Origin of the sequence: Virgibacillus ndiopensis, from assembly GCF_900187325.1 — a bacterium.
Taxonomy (GTDB): Bacteria; Bacillota; Bacilli; order Bacillales; family Amphibacillaceae; genus Virgibacillus_E; species Virgibacillus_E ndiopensis.
Genome location: NZ_FZMZ01000003.1, coordinates 126,903 through 147,784 on the forward strand (window position 1 = coordinate 126,903; position 20,882 = coordinate 147,784).

At 38.9% G+C, this 20,882-nt stretch carries 21 protein-coding genes, 2 tRNA genes, 1 riboswitch and 2 other annotated features; of the genes, 16 read left to right on the forward strand and 7 right to left on the reverse strand.

Annotated elements, in window-relative coordinates:
- Window positions 1-6 precede the first annotated feature (6 nt).
- A complete protein-coding gene (locus CS937_RS00760) occupies window positions 7-1,881 on the forward strand; it encodes a PTS fructose transporter subunit IIABC (protein WP_099156586.1) in 1,875 nt (624 codons plus the stop codon).
- A 157-nt stretch (window positions 1,882-2,038) separates the two neighbouring features.
- On the opposite strand, the gene CS937_RS00765 is transcribed toward CS937_RS00760, so the two are convergent.
- From CS937_RS00765 to CS937_RS00775, 3 genes are all read right to left on the reverse strand, one after another.
- Window positions 2,039-2,491 carry a DUF2269 family protein gene (locus CS937_RS00765; RefSeq protein WP_099156587.1) on the reverse strand — a complete coding sequence of 151 codons (453 nt, stop codon included), beginning with the start codon at window positions 2,489-2,491 and terminating at the stop codon, window positions 2,039-2,041.
- 95 nt (window positions 2,492-2,586) lie between these two features.
- Window positions 2,587-4,410, reverse strand: coding sequence for a ribosomal protection-like ABC-F family protein (gene abc-f, locus CS937_RS00770; RefSeq protein ID WP_099156588.1), 1,824 nt, complete (start codon window positions 4,408-4,410; stop codon window positions 2,587-2,589).
- A 292-nt stretch (window positions 4,411-4,702) separates the two neighbouring features.
- Window positions 4,703-5,155, reverse strand: coding sequence for a nucleoside deaminase (locus tag CS937_RS00775; protein ID WP_099156589.1), 453 nt, complete (start codon window positions 5,153-5,155; stop codon window positions 4,703-4,705).
- A gap of 206 nt (window positions 5,156-5,361) precedes the next feature.
- On the opposite strand from CS937_RS00775, the gene CS937_RS00780 reads away from it, so the two are divergent.
- From CS937_RS00780 to trpA, 8 genes are all read left to right on the forward strand, one after another.
- The gene (locus CS937_RS00780) at window positions 5,362-5,919 is read left to right on the forward strand and encodes a nitroreductase family protein (RefSeq protein ID WP_099156590.1); all 558 of its coding nucleotides are present in this window, start codon (window positions 5,362-5,364) and stop codon (window positions 5,917-5,919) included.
- Between the two features lie 59 nt (window positions 5,920-5,978).
- Window positions 5,979-6,223, forward strand: a binding site (T-box leader).
- A 45-nt stretch (window positions 6,224-6,268) separates the two neighbouring features.
- Window positions 6,269-6,526: a binding site (T-box leader), on the forward strand.
- A gap of 152 nt (window positions 6,527-6,678) precedes the next feature.
- Window positions 6,679-8,067: an anthranilate synthase component I gene (gene trpE / locus CS937_RS00790; RefSeq protein WP_099156592.1), complete on the forward strand. Its 1,389-nt coding sequence runs from the start codon at window positions 6,679-6,681 to the stop codon at window positions 8,065-8,067.
- Window positions 8,051-8,650 carry an anthranilate synthase component II gene (locus tag CS937_RS00795; protein WP_099156593.1) on the forward strand — a complete coding sequence of 200 codons (600 nt, stop codon included), beginning with the start codon at window positions 8,051-8,053 and terminating at the stop codon, window positions 8,648-8,650. The genes trpE and CS937_RS00795 overlap by 17 nt, the downstream gene beginning before the upstream one ends.
- Window positions 8,634-9,659, forward strand: coding sequence for an anthranilate phosphoribosyltransferase (gene trpD, locus CS937_RS00800; RefSeq protein ID WP_099156594.1), 1,026 nt, complete (start codon window positions 8,634-8,636; stop codon window positions 9,657-9,659). The genes CS937_RS00795 and trpD overlap by 17 nt, the downstream gene beginning before the upstream one ends.
- Window positions 9,660-10,487: an indole-3-glycerol phosphate synthase TrpC gene (gene trpC, locus CS937_RS00805; RefSeq protein ID WP_099156595.1), complete on the forward strand. Its 828-nt coding sequence runs from the start codon at window positions 9,660-9,662 to the stop codon at window positions 10,485-10,487.
- Window positions 10,477-11,082: a phosphoribosylanthranilate isomerase gene (locus tag CS937_RS00810; protein WP_099156596.1), complete on the forward strand. Its 606-nt coding sequence runs from the start codon at window positions 10,477-10,479 to the stop codon at window positions 11,080-11,082. Before trpC ends, CS937_RS00810 begins: the two co-directional genes overlap by 11 nt.
- On the forward strand, window positions 11,079-12,293 hold the full coding sequence (gene trpB, locus CS937_RS00815) for a tryptophan synthase subunit beta (RefSeq protein WP_425445440.1): 1,215 nt from the start codon (window positions 11,079-11,081) through the stop codon (window positions 12,291-12,293). The genes CS937_RS00810 and trpB overlap by 4 nt, the downstream gene beginning before the upstream one ends.
- Window positions 12,286-13,056, forward strand: a complete 771-nt coding sequence (gene trpA, locus CS937_RS00820) for a tryptophan synthase subunit alpha (RefSeq protein ID WP_099156597.1) — start codon at window positions 12,286-12,288, stop codon at window positions 13,054-13,056. The genes trpB and trpA overlap by 8 nt, the downstream gene beginning before the upstream one ends.
- A gap of 90 nt (window positions 13,057-13,146) precedes the next feature.
- Here trpA and CS937_RS00825 read toward each other — a convergent pair whose 3' ends face one another.
- From CS937_RS00825 to CS937_RS00840, 4 genes are all read right to left on the reverse strand, one after another.
- The gene (locus CS937_RS00825) at window positions 13,147-13,338 is read right to left on the reverse strand and encodes a hypothetical protein (protein ID WP_099156598.1); all 192 of its coding nucleotides are present in this window, start codon (window positions 13,336-13,338) and stop codon (window positions 13,147-13,149) included.
- 52 nt (window positions 13,339-13,390) lie between these two features.
- Window positions 13,391-13,597 (reverse strand): hypothetical protein, encoded by a 207-nt coding sequence (locus CS937_RS00830; protein WP_099156599.1) that lies wholly within the window; start codon window positions 13,595-13,597, stop codon window positions 13,391-13,393.
- Window positions 13,598-13,884: 287 nt separating this feature from the next.
- Window positions 13,885-14,487 (reverse strand): TetR/AcrR family transcriptional regulator, encoded by a 603-nt coding sequence (locus tag CS937_RS00835; protein ID WP_099156600.1) that lies wholly within the window; start codon window positions 14,485-14,487, stop codon window positions 13,885-13,887.
- Window positions 14,488-14,638: 151 nt separating this feature from the next.
- Window positions 14,639-15,502, reverse strand: a complete 864-nt coding sequence (locus tag CS937_RS00840; RefSeq protein ID WP_245835665.1) for an AraC family transcriptional regulator — start codon at window positions 15,500-15,502, stop codon at window positions 14,639-14,641.
- 226 nt (window positions 15,503-15,728) lie between these two features.
- Between CS937_RS00840 and CS937_RS00845 the strand changes: the two genes are divergently transcribed.
- From CS937_RS00845 to CS937_RS00875, 7 genes are all read left to right on the forward strand, one after another.
- On the forward strand, window positions 15,729-16,529 hold the full coding sequence (locus tag CS937_RS00845) for a TIGR00266 family protein (RefSeq protein ID WP_099156601.1): 801 nt from the start codon (window positions 15,729-15,731) through the stop codon (window positions 16,527-16,529).
- Between the two features lie 132 nt (window positions 16,530-16,661).
- A tRNA-Thr gene (locus CS937_RS00850) sits at window positions 16,662-16,734 on the forward strand.
- Window positions 16,735-16,742: 8 nt separating this feature from the next.
- Window positions 16,743-16,831 (forward strand) — tRNA-Ser (locus CS937_RS00855).
- A gap of 118 nt (window positions 16,832-16,949) precedes the next feature.
- Window positions 16,950-17,056, forward strand: a riboswitch (TPP riboswitch).
- A gap of 124 nt (window positions 17,057-17,180) precedes the next feature.
- Window positions 17,181-17,789 (forward strand): YkoF family thiamine/hydroxymethylpyrimidine-binding protein, encoded by a 609-nt coding sequence (locus tag CS937_RS00860; protein WP_099156602.1) that lies wholly within the window; start codon window positions 17,181-17,183, stop codon window positions 17,787-17,789.
- Window positions 17,782-18,360: an ECF transporter S component gene (locus tag CS937_RS00865; protein ID WP_099156603.1), complete on the forward strand. Its 579-nt coding sequence runs from the start codon at window positions 17,782-17,784 to the stop codon at window positions 18,358-18,360. Before CS937_RS00860 ends, CS937_RS00865 begins: the two co-directional genes overlap by 8 nt.
- A complete protein-coding gene (locus CS937_RS00870; protein WP_099156604.1) occupies window positions 18,357-20,030 on the forward strand; it encodes an ABC transporter ATP-binding protein in 1,674 nt (557 codons plus the stop codon). The genes CS937_RS00865 and CS937_RS00870 overlap by 4 nt, the downstream gene beginning before the upstream one ends.
- Complete coding sequence (locus CS937_RS00875) at window positions 20,011-20,790, forward strand: energy-coupling factor transporter transmembrane component T family protein (protein ID WP_099156605.1); 780 nt, start codon at window positions 20,011-20,013, stop codon at window positions 20,788-20,790. The genes CS937_RS00870 and CS937_RS00875 overlap by 20 nt, the downstream gene beginning before the upstream one ends.
- The last annotated feature ends 92 nt before the right edge of the window (window positions 20,791-20,882 follow it).

Here is a 20,882-nt window from a genome sequence, read left to right on the forward strand (position 1 = left end):
ATTTCAATGAAAATTACGGAACTACTTAAAGAAGATACAATCATTCTAGATTTACATGCCGATTCAAAGGGAAATGTAATAACCGAATTAGTTAGCAAGCTAAATCAAGCAGGAAGATTAAATGATAAAGAAGAATTTATGAAAGGTATTTTAGCACGTGAGAAACAGAGCACAACAGGAATTGGTGAAGGAATCGCCATCCCACATGCAAAGTCAGAAGCAGTGAAAACGCCAGCTATCGCTTTTGGTCGTTCAGCAAACGGTATCGATTACGATTCGCTTGACGGGCAACCTGCACATCTATTCTTCATGATTGCAGCAAGTGAAGGAGCAAATAATGCGCATTTAGAAGCACTGTCACGGTTGTCCACATTTTTGATGGACCAACAATTCAGGGATAAAATCTATCAAGCTACCTCAATTGAACAAATTTTACAAGCGGTAAACGAAAAAGAGGCTGAACTGGATACACCGGAAGAACCAACAGAAGGTTCACAAAAAATCCTAGCTGTAACTGCTTGTCCTACTGGGATTGCTCATACGTATATGGCGGCAGAAAAACTTTCTGAAACAGCTAAAGAAATGGGGATATCGATAAAGGTTGAGACAAATGGATCGGGTGGGGTTAAAAATCGCCTCACAAATCAAGAAATTGAGGAAGCAGACGCAATTATTGTTGCTGCCGATACAAAGGTAGAAATGGCTCGCTTTAGTGGTAAGCCTGTTATCCAAACAGGTGTTGGTAAAGCAATTCACGAAGCAACAGATTTATTAAATCGTGCAGTAAACCAGGATGTACCTATTTATAAGGACGAAGGCTCAAAAAATGCCTCACATGACAAAGAGGAACGAAGCGGTTTTTATAAGCATCTCATGAACGGTGTATCAAACATGTTACCATTTGTTGTTGGTGGCGGTATTTTAATAGCCATCTCATTCTTTTGGGGAATTGAATCTGATAATGAATTCGCGGCAATGTTGAATACCATTGGAGGAGGAAAAGCGTTCTTCCTAATGGTTCCAGTACTAGCTGGGTTTATCGCATCCAGTATAGCTGACCGACCCGGGTTTGCTCCAGGTATGGTAGGCGGATTAATTGCCACAACCGTTACGGGTGCGGAAGGGGCTGCTGGTGGTTCCGGTTTTCTTGGCGGTCTTATCGCAGGTTTTCTTGCAGGTTATGTTACATTGCTTGTGAAAAAAGCCTTTGCCGCGTTACCTGAATCACTTGAAGGCCTAAAACCAGTTTTGTTTTACCCATTATTTAGCATCGCGATTACTGGAATCATTATGATGGTAATTAATCCACCGTTGACCAAGGTTTATACTGGCCTGTCAGCATTTTTAGAAGGAATGGGTGGAACAAACCAAGTACTTCTAGGGATTATTTTAGGTGCTATGATGGCGTTTGATATGGGAGGACCCGTTAATAAAGCAGCATACACATTTGGCATTGCAATGTTAGATGCACACAACTATACATTTATCGCAACAGTTATGGCTGCTGGCATGGTACCTCCACTTGGTATGGCCCTTGCAACATCATTATTTAAGAATCGTTTTACTAAGCAAGAACGAGAAGCTGGAAAAACATCGTACGCCCTTGGTGCATGTTTTATTACAGAAGGCGTGATACCTTTCGCCGCAGCCGATCCAGCACGTGTAATTCCTTCTGCAATGGTGGGTGCTGCAGTTACCGGTGGATTATCAATGCTATTTGATATTGGGTTACGTGCCCCACATGGAGGAGTTTTTGTTATCGGGCTTGTCGAAGGTGGATTTGCGAAGGCACTCCTCTATTTAGTGGCAATCATCGTTGGTACAATTGTTACAGCTTTACTGGTTGGCGTATTGAAAAAGAATACTAGCGTGAATACTTAAAAATGTAATACAGGCGCAGTAGCATAAAGCTACTGTGCCTGTATTAGTTTGACTTTGGATCGTATTTGCACCAATTCGGATCGTATTATTCGGTTTTGGATCGTATTTTATCAAAATTGGATCGTATTATCTTACGTTGGAATTCATACAGCTTTGATTAAAACGGCTTTGTAATCATCAATGCAATCACAACCAAGAAAATCACATTCTCAATACGTTCATAAAAAAATAGTTTTTTCGCGAATATATAATATTCTTTAGGAATATCGTCACCCGCATAATTTTTCAAAAGCTTCTTGATCGGCTTAGACCTTGGTGAAAGTACTATTGGACCAAACCCCAGTGCTATTAAAAAGAGCGTTAAACTTGTTACATACCAACCAGCTCGGAACAATATTGGATTCAATGCCCCCATCCATAGTCCTGTAATTAGCAGCAGCGTCCCTCCTACCATTACGAAAATATGTAGTCGATTTCGAATTGCATATGCATGCCTAAGCTCCGTCATTGTCGTAGCTTTCGTAACAATATAGATCATTACAAAACCTGGACCCATTCCTAAAATTGCAGAAAAAATATGTATGAATACGAGAAACATGTAAAATGTCATTACCTTTACCCCCAAATCATCACTTACACTACTATCTTACACCATGTAGCTATGAGGGCAGCTATGACATTCGACACACTCCTCAGAATATTTTATTACAAATTTTTGTCTATTTTTTTCAACTCACTAAGTTTTCGTTTTGTTGCTCTAATTACTTGAAGAATTTCTGTTTGGGCTTCTGTATCCTCTGCAATCTCCAATGTCATTAACTGTGTCAATTTGAGTTCAAGATCACGAATTTTATTTTGTTTATCTGTATCAAGTATCCTTGTGTCTTTGTGCGCTAAAAACGAATCGTAATCACCTCGATATTCCACGATATTCTCCATGCCTAGTTCAATAAAACGATTGGCGACTTTTTTAACTAGATAGCGATCATGGGATACAAGAATTAACGCACCCGGAAACGACACTAACACATCCTCAATGACTTCCTTTGTATCAATATCCAAAAAGTTTGTCGGTTCATCTAATACAAGCAGATTGGCGTTACTAAAATATAAATTAAGAAATGCTACACGGCATTTTTCACCCATACTTAAATCCTTAATTTTTTTGTAAACCGCTTCTCTTGAAAACAAAAAACATCCTAAGATCGTTCTTGCCTCTGATTGTGTCATATTTGGCAAAGCTAACATGCTATCAAGAATCGTATTATCCAAATCCAGGTTCTCTAGTTCTTGTGCAAAGTACCCAATCTTTGTTTGTGGATTTAGCCTGATTTCTCCACTCGTAGGGCGCAATTTGCCAATCAATAATTTTAACAGTGTTGATTTGCCAGAACCATTAGGACCGATAACCGCCAGACGATTACCTCTATTTATCGATGTCGAAAATTCATTAAACAGGTATTCTGTATCACGATAGGAAAAAGAAATACCCTCAACCTGCAACAGTCGCCTTGCTGAAAATCCACTTCCTTCTAAGTTTAAATTTAATTGCTTATCTGCTTGGGGTTTCTGAACCTTTTTATTTTCCAATCGCTCCAGTTCTTTTTCCTTAGCCTTAAATCGCGAAACGTTCTTCTTTGCTTTTGACCGCGCAAAATCATTTTGCCCTGCTGCTTTATGCGCTTGCTGAAACCATTGCTGGTAGCGGCGAATCGTTTGCATCAATTCTTCCCGTTTTTGTTTTTGTTTTCGGTAAACTGTTTCTTGCGTTCGTTGTTCAAGCTCCTTTTGCTGACGGTATTCTGAATAGCTACCAGTGTATCGTTTGCATTCATCAGGATTCAGTTCATAAATGGCGTGGGCTGTTCTATCCAGAAAATAGCGATCATGGGATACATACAAGATAGCACCAGTACATTTCTGCATCCAGCTCTCAAGCCATTCAATCGTTTCTTTATCCAAATGATTAGTCGGCTCATCCATTATGATACAAGCTGGATTTTGTATAACAAGACGCGCTAACTGTGCTCGTGTTTTCTGTCCACCACTCAACTGATTAAATGGCGTTTTCCACACGGATTCATCCAAGTTTACTTCGTGCAGACATTTTTCTGCCTCTGCTTCAAGGTTATAACCATCTACTGACAAAAATTTATTGTAAACTTCATTATACTTATCAAGTAAATTTTGATCCGAACTGTTCATTTGTGATTGAATTTGCTCAAGCTCCTGCTTCAATGTAAAACGAAGCTCGGATGCTGATTGGACATAATCGATAGTCGAAGTAGAATGATCGACACATGGGTCCTGTTCAAGGACACCCCACTCTTCAGATGAAACAAACTGTTGGACATTTCCTCTATCAAAACTAATCCGTCCTATTAAACCATTTAACATTGTGGTCTTTCCAGAACCATTCCGACCAAATAGTGCTGCATGTTCCCCTTTTTTTAGTTCAAGATCAATATTTTCAAATAATGTTACACCGTTCCATTCCTTACAAAGTCCTTTAGCTTTAAATATAAACATATCCAATCCCCCATCATTACTTTTTGCCAATAAAAAAACACAGGATTCTGTCCTGTGAATGAAATGGAATATGGATATACCTATTTTAGGAAAATATATAGACGTATAAGTCGGCTTATCCTACAAAAGTACACACACGTATCCCACTCGTTTCAGTCAGACAGAAACGCTTGTTTGAACTTATTCAAACATATTTGGAAAAAACGTGGGCTTACTTCATTGTAGGATAGGTCCTCCTTCATGTATTCTTTCTTTCATCTTACTGGTGTAAGATTCTGTTGTCAACAGTGCATTATGAACGCCCACTCCAAAGCTTCATCGGGTTTTCTTTTCCTTCATGTAAAGGCAAGTTCACCATCTTTATTGAGCGTTCTTCTTTCGGTTTTTTTAAATCGCCATAGATTTCCTTTGATTTCCCTAATCCTGCCTCAACAGCATCTTCAACTGATGTACAATAATATACTTTATCAATACCAGCAAATTGCATCGCAGTTAAACACATTGGACAAGGTTCCCCGCTTGCATACATCGTATAACCCGGAAGAACATGCGTATGCATTTTCTTTTGTGCCCGTCTCACGGCCAACATCTCAGCATGCGCACTTACATCAAACCGTTTATGTAGTTCATTCACACCTTCTGCGACAATGTAACCATTTTTCATTAAAACCGCACCAAACGGTTGCCCACCATCACGAACATTTTCTGCTGCTAATTCTATTGCTCGTTCCATAAATTTATCCACTTAAAATCCTCCCTCATAAAAGTTCAACAAGTTTTACCAGCAATTATATCGGATTCCCTTATAAAAGTAAGTGTTTAATATCACACAAACATTCAAAAAATCCTATTGTTGCTTTCTAATCATTTATTCGCTACAATTTAACTGATAATAATTATCAATTAAATTGAATAGAAATAAACATAAAGAATAAATGGGAGGATTTCATGATGGAACAAACGAGACAACAAACCGATCTCAAGAAAATTATACGTGAACGACGCTCCGTAAAAAAGGGCTATAACAATAAACCCGTACAACAAGAAACAGTTTTAGAAATATTGGAAGATGCAATTTGGGCACCAACACATGGGGTTCGGCAGCCATGGCGGTTTATTTTTGTAGGCTCTGATAAAAAAGAAACGTTCGCAAAACAAATTGCTGCAACATATCCTGAAGAGAGACAACAAAATCGTGAGGAATATCTTAACGAACCAAATGCATTTCTTGTTGTTATCATGCAGGAGCCTGAATTACAAAAGCAATGGGATGAGAATTTCGGCGCAACAGCATGTATGATCCAAAACTTCCAGTTGCTTGCATGGGAAGAAAAACTCGGTGTTGTATGGAAAACGAATCCACATATATACGATCCGAACGTAAAAGAAATTTTAAACGTTGGGGAAAATGAAAAAATCGTTGGCTTTTTGCATCTTGGATATTTTGACGAAAGCCCTGCTAAAAAGGATAGAATACCAGTTACGGAAAAGTTTTCAGTATTTAAATAAATTTTCTCTTGACATTTAAACTTAACTTCCTTATCATTAATTCCAATAACTTAATTGAACGTAAAGTGATGACGAAGAGTAGTAATCTATTTGGATGCTATAGAGAGCTGGTGGTTGGTGCAAACCAGTGTTGATAAATAGATGAATGGACTTCTGAACTTCCAAACTGAACCATATAATGCAGTAGGCTTTGGCGAACGTCTCATCGTTACAAGAGACAACTATTCAGCAAATTTGCTTGATAGTGCCAAAGTGAGCTGTTTTGCAGCTAATAAAGGTGGTACCACGGTCCCTCGTCCTTTTTGGATTGAGGGACTTTTTTGTATTCCTTTAATGAACAAACTAAATATATAAATCGTTGAGTAAGAAGAGTAAGCATACAAGAAGCGTTAAAGAGAGCCGGTGTTGGTGGGATTCCGGTACGTGGACGAATGCTGAATGGCCTTACGAGAGGGTTCCTGAATAAAAGTAGGGAAACACGGAGCTCCGCCGTTACACGGATAGGATATAAGTTTATTTTCTATAAAATAATCCCGTATCTGAATCAAGATGAAAGGAATAAAGTTTCCTTTCAAAAGAGGTGGCACCGCGATCAATCGTCCTCTATAATCACATTTATTTGTGTTTATAGAGGACTTTTTTATTTTTTCATGGACCGCGCGTTGGCTTTCCACGGAAGCCTACACGTATGTAAACGGCTCGCAGAATCAACTAAATGTTAAAAAATCCCTTAGAACTATTAAGGAAGGAGTTTTACCAATGAAACCCTACAAAATCATCAAACAAAACGCCGATACATTAACACCTATTTCCATCTTTACCCGTATAACAGGCAAGAAAAAATTTCTGTTGGAAAGTTCATTTCAGCATGAGCAAAAAGGTAAGTTTTCGTTTATTGGCAGAGATCCATATCAGGAGATCATCGGAAAAGAGAATACCACAACCATCATCCATCAGGATACTGGCAACATTGAAAAATTAACAGAAGACCCTCTGCAGTATTTACAAAAGAATTTGCCGCAAATAGATGCCGACCTCCCCTTCCCTTTTTACGGCGGAGCGATTGGCTATATCGGCTATGATGCGATTAGACAATACGAGTACATCGGGGAGAGTTTGTCAGACGAACTCAACATGCCAGACATTCATTTTATGATTTACAAGGATGTTATCGTATATGACCACACGAACGAAATGATTTATTTAATTGCTATCAACCTTAACAACCAATCAGAAGAAGCACTAAACAAACGGCTGCATATTTTAGAAAACCAATTAAAAACAAATCAGCATGCACCAATGAAAGAAATGGAGCATGTTCAGTTTCAACCACAAGTAACAGAATATGCATTCAAGGAAAAAGTAAAAACCGCCAAGAAGCATATTCAGCAAGGAGACATTTTTCAAGTGGTTTTGTCACAACGAATGCAAGCAAAAATGGTTGGCGACTCGTTTTCTTTTTATCGAAAGCTTAGAAAAGCAAATTCTTCTCCCTATATGTTTTACATTGACTTTGACGACTACTTGATACTTGGGGCATCACCAGAAAGCCTAATACAAACATCCGGAGACACAGTTATGACAAATCCAATCGCGGGCACAAGAGCACGTGGAAAGACAGAGATAGAAGAAGAAGCACTTGTAAAAGAACTTCTTGCAGATGAAAAGGAAATTGCGGAACACCGTATGTTAGTCGACTTAAGCAGAAATGATCTTGGTCGTGTCTGTGAGATTGGCAGTATTACAATTCCGACCTATATGAAAATAGAAAAATACCAGCATGTGATGCATATTGTTTCCGAAGTACACGGGAAATTGAAAGCAGGCTTCACAAGTATTGATGCACTTCGCTCATGCTTACCAGCAGGAACCGTTTCAGGAGCACCCAAAATTCGTGCCATGCAGATTATCAACAATTTAGAAGAAAAGAAACGCGGTGCATACGGTGGCGGGATTGGCTATATCAATTTCAATCACGATTTAAACATGGCACTTACGATTCGCTCACTGGTCATTAAAGACGCAACAGCATATTTGCAGGCAGGTGCAGGAATTGTCCATGATTCAATACCAGAAAAAGAATATGAAGAAACACTACACAAGGCTAAAAGTTTAACGGAGGTGACCTTATATGATTTTACTCATTGATAACTATGATTCCTTTACTTACAATCTTTTTCAATATTTTTCAGAGGAATATATCCATGTTGAGGTTTTCAGGAATGATCAAATCACTTTGTCACAGATTGAAGCATTAAAACCAGACGCAATTGTTATTTCACCTGGTCCAGGATTACCTGACCAAGCAGGGATTTGCCTAGATATCGTAAAAGCATTTCATAAACAAATACCCATTTTAGGCGTATGTCTTGGTCATCAGATCATCGCAGCTGCATTAGGTGCCAAAATAAAACAGGCACATGTAATCAAGCATGGGAAAACCTCCTTGATTACCCATAATAGCTTGGGATTGTTTAGTTATTTATCCCAGCCGCTCGAGGTCATGCGTTATCATTCACAAATCATCGATGCAAAAACGATGCCTGATCAATTGGAGATTGCTGCCAGATCATTAGATGATAACGAGATTATGGCAATAAAACATCGCAAGTTTTCAGTATTCGGCGTGCAATTTCATCCCGAATCAATAGGCACGTTAACTGGAAAGAAAATAATTCGAAACTTTTTACAAGAAATTAGGGAGGGGTCTAGACATGAAAAACTATCTTGAAAAACTAATCAATAAGCAACATCTAGCATTAGAGGAAATGATGGATGCTACAACGCAATGCTTTACAGATACTGTTTCAGACAGCGAAATCGCAGCACTTTTAATTGGACTAAGAGCCAAGGGTGAGACCGCCGATGAAATCGCTGGCATAGTAGAAGTAATTCGCCGGGAGTCTCTACAAATAACGAACCAAATTCCAAATGTCATGGATAACTGTGGAACCGGTGGCGATGGGTCCAACAGCTTTAACATAAGTACAACTGCTGCATTTATCATTGCTGGGGCTGGTGTTACGGTTGCAAAGCATGGCAATCGAAGTATTTCCAGTAAGACAGGAAGTGCCGATGTACTCGAGCACTTGGGAATATCATTATCTTTATCCAAAGAACAAGTGGAGGAAATTTTACAGGAAAACAAAATCGCATTTTTGTATGCACCACATGTTCACCCAAAAATAAAACGATTCATGAAGGTTAGAAAGGATTTACGGATTCCAACGATCTTCAATTTGATTGGACCACTGACAAATCCTGTTGAATTAAACACCCAGTTACTTGGGGTAAACAGGCGTGATGTACTTCCGATGATGGCAGAAACATTAGGAAAGCTTGGCAGGAAACGCGCAATTGTCATTAATGGGGCAGGCTATATGGATGAAGCCTCTCTTGCAGGTGATAACCATATTTCTTTATTAGATCAAGGCAAAGTCAAGTCAATCACGATTCATCCAACTGATGTAGACCTACCTGTTTATTCAAACGATCAAATCCGTGGTGGTGATGCCAAAGAAAATGCGGAAATTCTGCTTAGTGTTTTAAAAGGGAACCCTGGTCCTCACCTTGATACTGCATTATTAAATGCTGGTCTAGGATTATTTGCAAATGGTACTGCTACGACCGTTAAGGGTGGCGTTGAGATGGCAAGGGAAAGTGTTGTATCTGGAGCAGCAATGGAAAAACTGCAAATGTTAATTAGCTATAGTAAAAAGATTCCAAGCGAGGTGATGTGAGTGTCTATTTTAGAGAAAATTTTACAGCAGAAAGAAATAGAGATAGCACAGTTGAAAGCAAACGGTATAAAGGAATATTCACTAACCGGGGCAACCATTCCGTCGATTAAACAAACATTTCTTTCATCTGGAAACATGAATGTCATAGCCGAAATCAAACGGGCATCACCATCTAAGGGCGCAATCGATTTAAATGTTGACCCTATTGAGCAAGCAAAAAACTATGAAGCATTAGGGGCGGGCGCTATTTCTATTTTGACTGACTCGACATTTTTTAAAGGATCGATGGATGACCTGCATGCGGTTCGGATGGCTATCGATCTACCATTATTATGTAAAGATTTTTTCATTGATCCGGTACAGATAGATCAAGCAAAAGCTGCAGGCGCGAACATCATTCTCCTGATCGTTGCAGCTTTATCCGAGGATCAATTAAAAGAAATGTATACCTATGCAAAAAGCATGAATCTAGACGTACTTTGCGAAGTGCATAACGAAGCAGAAATGGAAATAGCTCTGGCGCTTGATGCTGACATCATCGGTATCAATAACCGGAATTTAAAAACATTTGAAGTCAGCTTGAGCGTAACAGAAACACTGTCTCCTATGGTGAAATACCGGGACAAGGGGACTGACCCCCTGTCCCACCATCCCCTGCTGATTGGGGAAAGCGGCATAAAAACACACAATGATGTCGAGCGACTAGCAAAAGCAAATGTGAGTGGCATATTAGTTGGAGAAACATTGATGCGTTCGGATAATTTATCTGTGACTTTTCAAGACTTGCGTGTACAAATTGCGAAAGGACAGATACCAAATGCTCGTTAAGATATGTGGCATCACGACAAAAGAGGCTGCAGAAACAGCTGTTCAATCCGGGGCTGATTTTATCGGATTTGTCTTTGCCCCTAGTAAACGAAAAATAACTCCTGTTGCAGCAGCAACAATTTCAAAATCGCTTCCCTCTTCCATCAAGAAAGTTGGCGTTTTTGTAAATGAATCATTAGAAAATATACAACAGATTGCCATGCAGGTTGGGCTTGATTACATTCAATTACACGGTGATGAGTCTCCTGAATTTGCTGAAAAACTTGCCTATCCAATTATCAAAGCATTTCCAATGGAGTCTGACACCATTAAAGAAATTAGTAAGTTTCCTTGTGATTATTATTTACTTGATAGTCCAATCGGCGCGAATCGAGGTGGAAACGGCACAACATTCGATTGGAAATTATTAACCGAAACAAATCTGAATTTAAGCAAAGTTATTTTGGCAGGTGGACTTAACGCTGACAATGTACAAGAAGCGATAGCTAAAGCAAGGCCGTCTGGAGTTGATGTTTCCAGTGGAGTTGAATCAGATGGACAAAAGGATATAGCCAAAATAAAAGAATTTATTAACACTGCAAAAGGGAAAGGATGATTACGTTGAAACCATATACAATGCCTAATACAAAAGGTCGTTACGGAAAATTTGGTGGCAAATTTGTTCCGGAATTACTAATGCCTGCTTTGATTGAACTAGAGGAAGCATATGAAAAAGCAATAAAGGATCCTGAATTTATTAATCAACTAAACTATTACCTCAAACAATATGTGGGTCGCGAAACACCGTTATACTATGCAGAAAATCTAACAAAACAACTTGGTGGACCAAAGATCTACTTAAAACGCGAGGACCTAAATCATACAGGAGCACATAAAATTAATAATACTGTCGGGCAAGCTTTATTAACATTACGAATGGGCAAGCGGAAAGTTGTCGCAGAAACAGGTGCTGGTCAGCATGGTGTTGCAACTGCAACGGTTTGTGCATTACTTGGTTTAGATTGTGTTGTTTTTATGGGAGAAGAGGATATTAGGAGACAAAAGCTTAATGTGTTTCGGATGGAATTACTTGGTGCAGAGGTCCGAAGTGTATCACAAGGAAGCGGTACATTAAAGGATGCTGTAAACGAAGCCTTACGCTACTGGGCAAGTCATGTAACAGACACACATTATATTATAGGCTCTGTTGTAGGCCCACACCCATTTCCGAAAATTGTTCGTGATTTCCAAACTGTCATTGGCGAAGAGACAAAGAAACAATTTTATGAGCAAAATGAAACGTTACCAGATGCTGTCGTAGCATGCGTAGGTGGCGGCAGTAATGCGATGGGAATGTTTTATCCATTTGTTCAAGACGAGGACGTTGCGTTATATGGCGTTGAAGCAGGCGGAGCGGGAATAGATACAACGAAACATGCAGCAACACTAACCGATGGAAAAGTTGGAGTATTACATGGAACGATGACACATCTATTACAGGATGAAGACGGACAAATTCAAGAAGCGTTCTCCATTTCCGCAGGACTTGATTATCCTGGTGTTGGTCCCGAACACAGTTATTTACATGATACTTCACGGGTAACGTATACATCAATTACAGATAAAGAGGCACTGGATGCATTTCAATTTTTATCAAAAACGGAAGGAATTATTCCTGCATTAGAGAGCGCTCATGCTGTTGCATATGCTTTAAAACTAGCTAAGGAAATGAATGGAAACCAATCTTTTGTCATTTGTTTATCTGGACGTGGTGATAAGGATGTTGAACAAGTCAAAGCAGCATTGGAGGGAAATAAAAATGGGTAAACACTACTTGGAAAAAGCTTTTAATGACAAACTTTCTGCAAACGAAAAAATATTTGTGCCATACATTATGGCTGGTGATGGTGGATTGGATAGTTTAGAGGAACGTCTAAGATTTCTGCAGGAATGTGGTGCAACTGCTGTCGAACTGGGAATTCCTTTTTCTGATCCCGTTGCAGATGGTCCAACCATTCAGGATGCCGGTGTTCGGGCGTTGGCTAACGGAACAACACTTCATTCTGTCATAGAAAGACTTGAGCAATTCAAAGCAGAACGAACAATACCTATCATTTTAATGACCTATATAAATCCTATTTTTATCTATGGTATCGAAAGGTTTGCTTCAGATTGTGTCAAAGCTGGTGTGGATGGAGTTATTGTGCCAGACTTACCACTGGAAGAAGAAGCAATGATTGCTGATTATATACAAGACAAGGAAATCGCACTTATTCGACTAGCAGCTTTAACCAGTCCAGAGGAACGTATTGTCGAAATCGCCGAACGTACAGAAGGATTTTTATACGCCGTGTCTGTCACCGGGATAACTGGTGCAAGGACATCACACCAGACTGAGGTGAAATCCTATTTGCAAAAACTAAAACAACATGCCCATGCTCCCGTACTGGCCGGTTTTGGTGTATCCAATCCAAAGCAGGCCCAGGAATTAGGTGCTTATTGTGACGGGGTCGTTGTTGGTAGTAAAATTGTGGACTTATTCCATCAAGGAAACACAGAAGAAATCAAAAAATTAATTCAAGAAAGTTAAGCAGGACACGGGGGGCAGTCTCTGCGTACCTATGAGAGTTAACAAAAGCGTGGGACAAGGGGACTGACCCCATGTCCCACGCTTTTCATTTTATCGGTAATAGCCGATTCTACTTTTGTATGCAGTTAGAATTTCATCAGATAATTTATACTGATCATAAGTTGGCTGTGTACGATTTCTGAAGATTTTCTTATTTAATTCTGTTAAGCTAGTTAAGCCTATTTGAACTAATTTTGTTAACGTATAACCTTTAGTATCAACCTTATTCTCACTTAATTGCATGTTTCTCACTTCTCTCTTAAAATGACTGGTCAGTTTTCACCAGTAGCTCTATTTAGTGGTAAAAATTGCGATTGTATTCATAGTCTGCAATCGTCTCTATTACTGGTGGCTTCTGATTTCGGCTTGTAATTTGATGATCACTATAATCAGTTCGTCCTTTTTTGTTTGCAGCTGACATATTCAAGCTGTACATTAATTCTTTCAAATAATTTCTTAACGAATGACTTTTTACCTCGCGTCTATATTCACTTAATAGCATAATAGTACTCCTCCTTAATTAAAATGACTAGTCAGTTTTTTAAATTGTGAAAAAACTGCCTCATCCTATTTGAATTTTAAACAATAACCTTAACTATCCTACTCGATAATTCATTAAATATGCCTGTCAGCTAACATTTTTTATAACAACGAATGATTCTTAGTCAGCCTCTTTACCATATGCAAATCGTATTATAATTGCTTCCGCATATTGTATACTTTTATAAATTTATTTAAAACTGACCAGTTAGTTTTTTTGACTTATCTATTCCCCATATTTATGCTGGCTTATGTCAAATAAGCTAACATGGTTGTTTCTATTTCTTTGATCCGTTCTTCTAGTTCCTTTTCATTAAAGCGAACCAGTGTATGGAGCCATAGTCCATCATGTAAAGCCCAAAACATTCCTGCTGCTTTTTCAGGGTCAACGTCTTTCCTAAATTCCCCCGCTTCTTTTCCTTCAGCAATAATATCTTTTACAATTTTAAGAACAGTATCAAATCTGTCAGTCATAACCTTCTTAACATCTGGTGAGTCTGCTGAGTACATCCAAAATTCTATATGAACCCTCATCATCTTTTTTTTGTGTATATTAAAAGGGATATCAAGGTTTATCCAGTACTTTAACTTTTCTAAAGGACTTTTGATTTCACTTAATACTTTATTTAATCTTTCTAGTGATGTTTTGGTTTGATGTTGCAATAGCGAAATAAAAATATCCTCTTTACTGTTAAAATAATTATATACAGAGCCTTTGCTTAAATTAGAATAACGTACAATATCATCAACGGAAGAAGCATAGTACCCTTTCTGCGAAAAACATTCTAATGCTGCGTCAAGTAGTGCTAGACGCTTTTCTTCCTTAGCTTCCTCTGAAATTCTTGGAGCCATAAATACCACCTGCTTTGTTAAATATAAAAACTGACTGGATAGTTTATATAATGAGTATATGCCAAGTTTATCCAACGTGCAACTAAAGTATTCCCTATTCATAAAAAGTTCACAAACTGGGACAAGGGGTCTGTCCCCTTGTCCCGTATAGCTATTTTTTCAAAATTGGAATCCAAATGTCACATTGGTGGTCCTCAGCTAATACATCGCCACCAACAGGATAAACTTCTAGCTCTGGGGCATCGACATGCTCATAACCTGTAGATGGAAACCACTCCGAAAAAATTCGCTCCCATGTTTTTTCTATTGCGTGCGGTACTGGTCCGATTGCGGGAAATACTGCCCACGTTGCTGCTGGTATTATTTTTTCCTCCCAATCTGTTGGAACATTATGATCACCTTTTTCCGCACAAATAAAATAAGTTAATTCTTCTTGTTCTTTATCAAAGTCCATGCACGCACCGATCAAACCCATAGAATCACAGTTTTTTTCCAACCCCGCAGTTAACCCATTGCTGTTCGATTTATCCCAAAACGCTGGTATATCACGATGATTTTGACCGTTGCAAGTTACTGTGCGGATTCCCTTCCCTACTACATGAAATGCTTCTTTCTCTACAATTTTGTAATCCATTTCTTCATCACCCTTTAATTTGATTTGAAAGGAGAGTCTGGGAAAGGCTTTTAAAGATTGATTGTTCCTTCTTACAGCTGAAGGATTTAATCCATGCGTTTTACGAAATGCCTTTGAAAAGGACTCTGGCGTTTCATAGCCGTACTTTAAGGCAACATCAATTACCTTACTGCCCGAATGGGTCAGTTCCTGTGCTGCCAGTGTAAGTCTTCGTTTACGGATATAATCAGCAACGGTTACCCCGGTCAACATATGAAACATTCGTTGAAAATGAAATTTAGACATACATGCAACTAGTGCCACATGTTCAATTCGGAGGTCATCATCTAAATTTTTCTCAATATAATCAAGGCTATCAATCATTCTTTTAAGTCCTTCCACACTATTTCTCCCCTTTCTGACTCAACTTTAGCAATCACGGAAACTCTATTCCTGTTAATCTGTGCTTTTTGAAGACAGACAGCCTTTTTATTTTTTTGATTTACCATAATATTATATATTATCTGTAAATACATTTCATCACGTATAGATATCAAGGATAATTTGGTATATCATAAAATATAGAGAATACTATTAATTGTTTAATTAAGTAAATGGAGGCGGGAACATGAATAACCATGAAATTGATTACAAGCTACATGGTGACGACATGCAGTTTGTTGAGGTGGAACTTGATCCACAAGAAACGGTTATTGCAGAGGCTGGGAGTTTAATGATGATGGATGACCAAATCAAAATGGAAACTATTTTTGGTGATGGTTCCGAAAATCAAGGAGGCGGCGGACTTGTCGGAAAATTATTTAGCGCTGGTAAACGTGTGATTACCGGTGAGAGTTTATTCATGACCACGTTCACAAACAATGGAAGTGGTAAAAAACATGTATCGTTTGCTTCACCATATCCTGGTAAAATTATCCCTATGGATCTAAGTGAAATTGATGGTAAATTAATCTGTCAAAAGGATGCCTTTTTGGCCGCGGCAAAAGGTGTTGCAGTAGGTATTGAGTTTCAACGTAAAATTGGAACAGGCTTTTTTGGTGGCGAAGGATTTATCATGCAAAAACTTGAGGGCGATGGTATCGCTTTTGTTCATGCGGGCGGAACTATACATAAAAGAAAACTTCAGCCTGGAGAAGCAATCCGTGTTGATACAGGTTGTTTAGTAGCAATGACAGGAGATGTTGACTACAATATTGAATTTGTCAGTGGTGTAAAAACAGCACTTTTCGGTGGAGAAGGTCTGTTCTTCGCAACACTTCGCGGACCAGGTACTGTTTGGATTCAATCATTGCCATTTAGTCGTTTAGCTAGCCGTGTATTTGCAGCAGCACCAGAACGTGGCGGCTCAAAAGGAGAAGGTAGTATTACTGGTGGGTTGTTCGATCTTTTAGGCGGCGACCGGAAATAAGCATAGCTTTTTCTAGTATAGATTATCTAGCAAATAAGTTTACTTCTTTGCTAGATTTTTTTATCCTTAAGAAGAATACAGACAAGTTGCTTGAAGAATTGGTAAAAATGTATTATTATTTCTTTTTGTAACGCTGGTGTAGCACAGTTGGTAGTGCACTTCACTCGTAATGAAGGGGTCGGGGGTTCAAATCCTCTCACCAGCATCCCTATTGGAGAAGTACCCAAGTGGTTATAAGGGGACGCACTCGAAATGCGTTAGGGCGGGTAACCGTCGCGTGGGTTCGAATCCCACCTTCTCCGCTTCTAATCTACTAATTTATATTCTACTATTTTACTACTTTTCTAAATGCGACTTTTGTCACGCCTTTACAATACACCATATTCTCGTTACGATATAAATAGAAAAACTGCATATTCATGTTAGCACTAGGGGAGCTGTGAAAACGGCTGAGAAGAACTGTTTCGTTCTGACCCTTTGCACCCGAACTAGATAATACTAGCGTGGGGAAGTGTGGTCGTAGATGTATTTTTATATTCATAAATACATACAAGCAGACTGCATTCCACGGGGATGCAGTTTTTTATTGGAAATTATTGGAGTGCTGCTATCTGTAGAAGCACCACTTGAATTAAAAAGGAGGAAATTTAAATGACAAATCAGCAATGTTCAGAATCACAGATCGCAGGGTGTAGCTTTTCTATTCATCCCATGAGCGACAAATTTATTGAAATCATTACCGGTGCTCTAAAGGTAGTGGACTCATCGAAGGTTTGGATGAAAACAGACGCTGTGACGACAACAGTCCGAGGGAAAATGATACATGTTTTTGATGTTACAAAAGCTATTTTCATGCATGCAGCTAAAACTGGCGAACATGTTGCGTTCCAAGCGACTTATTCGTTAGGATGCCCAGGCGATTCAGCCGGAGATGTTTATATGGCAGAGGATGAAATCCCAGTAAACATCAAACACGTGCAGACCATCAAGCAACCTGCTGCCGCCAAATTTTCACTTTATCCATTGGGGGGCGGAAACTATATGAATGTAATCATGGAACAGATCGAGTCTATGAAAAGACACGTAAACATTTCGCATTCACATTACTCTACTCGACTAGATGGTGAGTCTATGAGCATTTTTAATGGATTAGAACAGGTTTTTCAGGCAACCGTTAATGGCGGATCGAGTCACACGGTAATGACTGTCTCTATCTCAGCAAATAGTCCATCACAAAAAGGGGTAATCGATAATGAATAATTGGCGTTTTAAAGAAATCGTCGTCATGTCAGTACTTTCTGTTGTATTTGCAGTTGTTTATTTAGCATTTCTTCCTATTGGAAAAGTTCTTGTAGGCTTTTTTGGACCAATTGGGTATGACTTGATTTTTGGTATTTGGTTTATTGTTTCCATTATCGCGGCCTATATCATCCGAAAACCCGGCGCCGCATTTATTTCAGAAACAATCGCAGCAATGGTTGAAGTCATGTTAGGAAATGCAACTGGACCAATGCTAATTGTATCTGGAATGATTCAAGGATTAGGTGCAGAGACGGCATTTGCTGTGACACGCTGGAAAAATTATTCATCATGGGTGCTCATGGCTGCAGGTGTTGGTTCTGCAGTGTTCAGCTTTGTATATGGTTACTTTATAAGTGGATATGCTGCACTCTCTACTACGTATGTATCAGGCATGCTTGTTACACGCATGATAAGTGGTGCACTAATTGCTGGGGTACTAGGAAAGGCATTGAGCGATGGACTAGCGCAAACAGGTGTCTTATCTAGTTTTGCGTTAGGAAAAGAATTCAGAAAGAAACGAACAGCATGATGAAAAAAGCCCTTCTACATGTTCAGCAGCTTCGTTTACGTTTTGAAAACCAATTGGATAAAGACATCCTTTCCAACATAGACTTTGAATTAAAAAAAGGAGAAACCGTCTTGCTACTCGGACCAAGTGGTTGCGGAAAAAGTACGTTAACATTTTGCTTAAACGGCTTGTACCCTCGTGAACTTGATGGAACTATAACCGGTGACGTTTTTATCAATGGCAAACAATCGACTGACTATAAGCCAGGTGAGCTTAGCCGTCACGTTGGAGTTGTTTTTCAAGATCCAGAAACGCAATTTTGCATGCTTACGGTTGAAGATGAGATTGCATTTGGTTTAGAAAATTTAAATGTACCCCAGCAACTTATGGAAGAGAAAATTGACAATGCACTGTCCTTGGTCAATATGTCCGCCTTTAAGGAATCTGCCATTAATTCTCTTTCTGGCGGACAAAAGCAGAAGCTTGCCTTAGCGTGTATTTTAGCAATGGAGCCGGATCTGCTTATCTTAGATGAACCAACAGCCAACTTGGACCCGGTTGCAACAAAGGAGTTAGTTGCAACAATCGAAAACTTAAAAAGACAACAGGAATTTTCTCTTATTGTCATCGAGCACCAATTGGATGGGTGGATGGAATTAGTTGATCGGACGCTTCTATTGAATAAGAATGGTGAACTGTTTTTCGATGGTTCATTTAGAAATGGTATTAAACATATTTTACCCTGCTTGCGTGAACAAGGTATCTGGCTTCCAAAGGTAACCCAGTACGTATTACAACAAGATGGGCTTAATGAAGATTTTATTCCACTTACGATTGGCGAATTTGCTAATCAATCCCATTATTGGCAACAACCAATATGCAATACGGCTCCTCAAAAAAAAAGAAATGTAGAGGAGTTTCTAGAAATAAATGATATTTCATGGGTGAAAAATAATAACACTATTATCCAAAATGTATCAGCCAATTTTTACAAAGGCGAATTTGTAGCTATTGTAGGAGCGAATGGCAGTGGTAAAACTTCCTTATCACGTCTTTTGGCTGGCATCCAGAAACCAACTTCCGGGACCATTCAACTGAACGGAAAACCCTTAGACGATTGGAAAGAAGAGACTTTAAGGGATGAGATAGGATATGTTTTTCAAAATCCAGAGCATCAGTTTGTTACGAACTCTGTCTATGAAGAAGTTGCGTTTAGTTTACATCTGAAAAGGATGAATACTAGAGAAATAAACAAACAAGTGTCTTCTATTTTAAAGGTTTGTCAATTGTCAGAGCTTGAAAACGAACATCCCTACTCACTTAGTCAAGGACAAAAACGCCGTCTTAGTGTAGCTACGATGATTGTCGATCAGCAGCATATGCTCATTTTAGATGAGCCAACCTTTGGGCAGGATACACAGTCTACTATGGAGTTAATGAAACTGCTATGGGAACGACATAAACAAGGAACCACCATTGTCATGATCACCCATGATATGGAGATCGTTCACCACTACGCAGAGCGCGTAATTGTTATCAATAACGGGGAAATTGTTGCCGATTGCAATCCAAATGAATTATGGAAACAACCTAAAGTAACATTAAATGCCTGGCAATTAGATTATCCGATTCAAGTCCAGCTCCAACAAATTTGTAAAAAGGATACTTGCTATGTTTCTACACAACCTTAACCCATGTATAAAGGCTTTGACGATTGTATTACTGGTAATTATGTTGGCATTAATATTTGACCCGATTACACCATTTCTTTTCATGATTTTGACAGTTATCTTAACCTTTTTAGGTGGGAATATAAACTGGAAAAAATATTGTTTATATTTTGTTCCTTTTCTCGTTATAGCATTTGGGATGCTTTGGACAACAATTGCCTTCGCAGATGCACCTGCTAATCCACATGAAGTGATCAGCCTCGTTGGATTTGATGTACCTAAAGAATCCTTTGTAACGGCACTTGCATTGGCATTTCGTGTTTTAAGTGTAGCAGCATTATCCCTTTTATTTATATTGACTACCAATGTTGTAGATTTTATTTTAAGTCTAATCCAGCATCTAAAAGTATCACCTAAAATTGCCTATGGGGTGTTGGCTGGCTATCGGTTTTTACCAATGATGAAGGACGAATTAGCTATCATCCGGTCCGCTCATCGTGTTCGTGGATTTAATCATGCAAAAACATTACGGGAGAAGTGGAACCAGTACAAAATGTTCTCTATACCATTGTTAGCAAGCTCGATTCGTAAAGCGGAGCGCACAGCAATCGCAATGGAATCTAAGGGTTTTACCGGTGGAAAAGAACGAACGTTTTATCGACGCATTACTATTACTCCGAGTGATTGGTTTTTCTTATGTATGATGATTATGTCTCTCCTTGGTATTGCATACATTTCATGGGAGTTTGGTTATTTTAAATGGTACAACGGAGAGCTTTGAACGCTTTTATTTATTGTAAGGGCATTTTGTTATAGGTACCCTTTCTTATTTACAATGTCTAATAATGTCGTTAAGATAGAACCATAGAAAAA

Excerpts from the sequence above, each read along its gene's own strand:
- CS937_RS00870 (WP_099156604.1), top strand. The coding sequence starts at position 18,357 with ATGATGAAAAAAGCCCTTCTACATGTTCAGCAGCTTCGTTTACGTTTT.
- CS937_RS00835 (WP_099156600.1), bottom strand. The coding sequence starts at position 14,487 with ATGGCTCCAAGAATTTCAGAGGAAGCTAAGGAAGAAAAGCGTCTAGCA.
- CS937_RS00845 (WP_099156601.1), top strand. The coding sequence starts at position 15,729 with ATGAATAACCATGAAATTGATTACAAGCTACATGGTGACGACATGCAG.
- CS937_RS00780 (WP_099156590.1), top strand. The coding sequence starts at position 5,362 with ATGGAACAAACGAGACAACAAACCGATCTCAAGAAAATTATACGTGAA.
- CS937_RS00765 (WP_099156587.1), bottom strand. The coding sequence starts at position 2,491 with ATGACATTTTACATGTTTCTCGTATTCATACATATTTTTTCTGCAATT.
- CS937_RS00875 (WP_099156605.1), top strand. The coding sequence starts at position 20,011 with ATGTTTCTACACAACCTTAACCCATGTATAAAGGCTTTGACGATTGTA.
- CS937_RS00865 (WP_099156603.1), top strand. The coding sequence starts at position 17,782 with ATGAATAATTGGCGTTTTAAAGAAATCGTCGTCATGTCAGTACTTTCT.
- CS937_RS00825 (WP_099156598.1), bottom strand. The coding sequence starts at position 13,338 with ATGCAATTAAGTGAGAATAAGGTTGATACTAAAGGTTATACGTTAACA.
- trpE (WP_099156592.1), top strand. The coding sequence starts at position 6,679 with ATGAAACCCTACAAAATCATCAAACAAAACGCCGATACATTAACACCT.
- CS937_RS00810 (WP_099156596.1), top strand. The coding sequence starts at position 10,477 with ATGCTCGTTAAGATATGTGGCATCACGACAAAAGAGGCTGCAGAAACA.
- trpB (WP_425445440.1), top strand. The coding sequence starts at position 11,079 with ATGATTACGTTGAAACCATATACAATGCCTAATACAAAAGGTCGTTAC.
- CS937_RS00860 (WP_099156602.1), top strand. The coding sequence starts at position 17,181 with ATGACAAATCAGCAATGTTCAGAATCACAGATCGCAGGGTGTAGCTTT.
- CS937_RS00760 (WP_099156586.1), top strand. The coding sequence starts at position 7 with ATGAAAATTACGGAACTACTTAAAGAAGATACAATCATTCTAGATTTA.
- abc-f (WP_099156588.1), bottom strand. The coding sequence starts at position 4,410 with ATGTTTATATTTAAAGCTAAAGGACTTTGTAAGGAATGGAACGGTGTA.
- trpD (WP_099156594.1), top strand. The coding sequence starts at position 8,634 with ATGAAAAACTATCTTGAAAAACTAATCAATAAGCAACATCTAGCATTA.
- CS937_RS00830 (WP_099156599.1), bottom strand. The coding sequence starts at position 13,597 with ATGCTATTAAGTGAATATAGACGCGAGGTAAAAAGTCATTCGTTAAGA.
- CS937_RS00795 (WP_099156593.1), top strand. The coding sequence starts at position 8,051 with ATGATTTTACTCATTGATAACTATGATTCCTTTACTTACAATCTTTTT.
- trpA (WP_099156597.1), top strand. The coding sequence starts at position 12,286 with ATGGGTAAACACTACTTGGAAAAAGCTTTTAATGACAAACTTTCTGCA.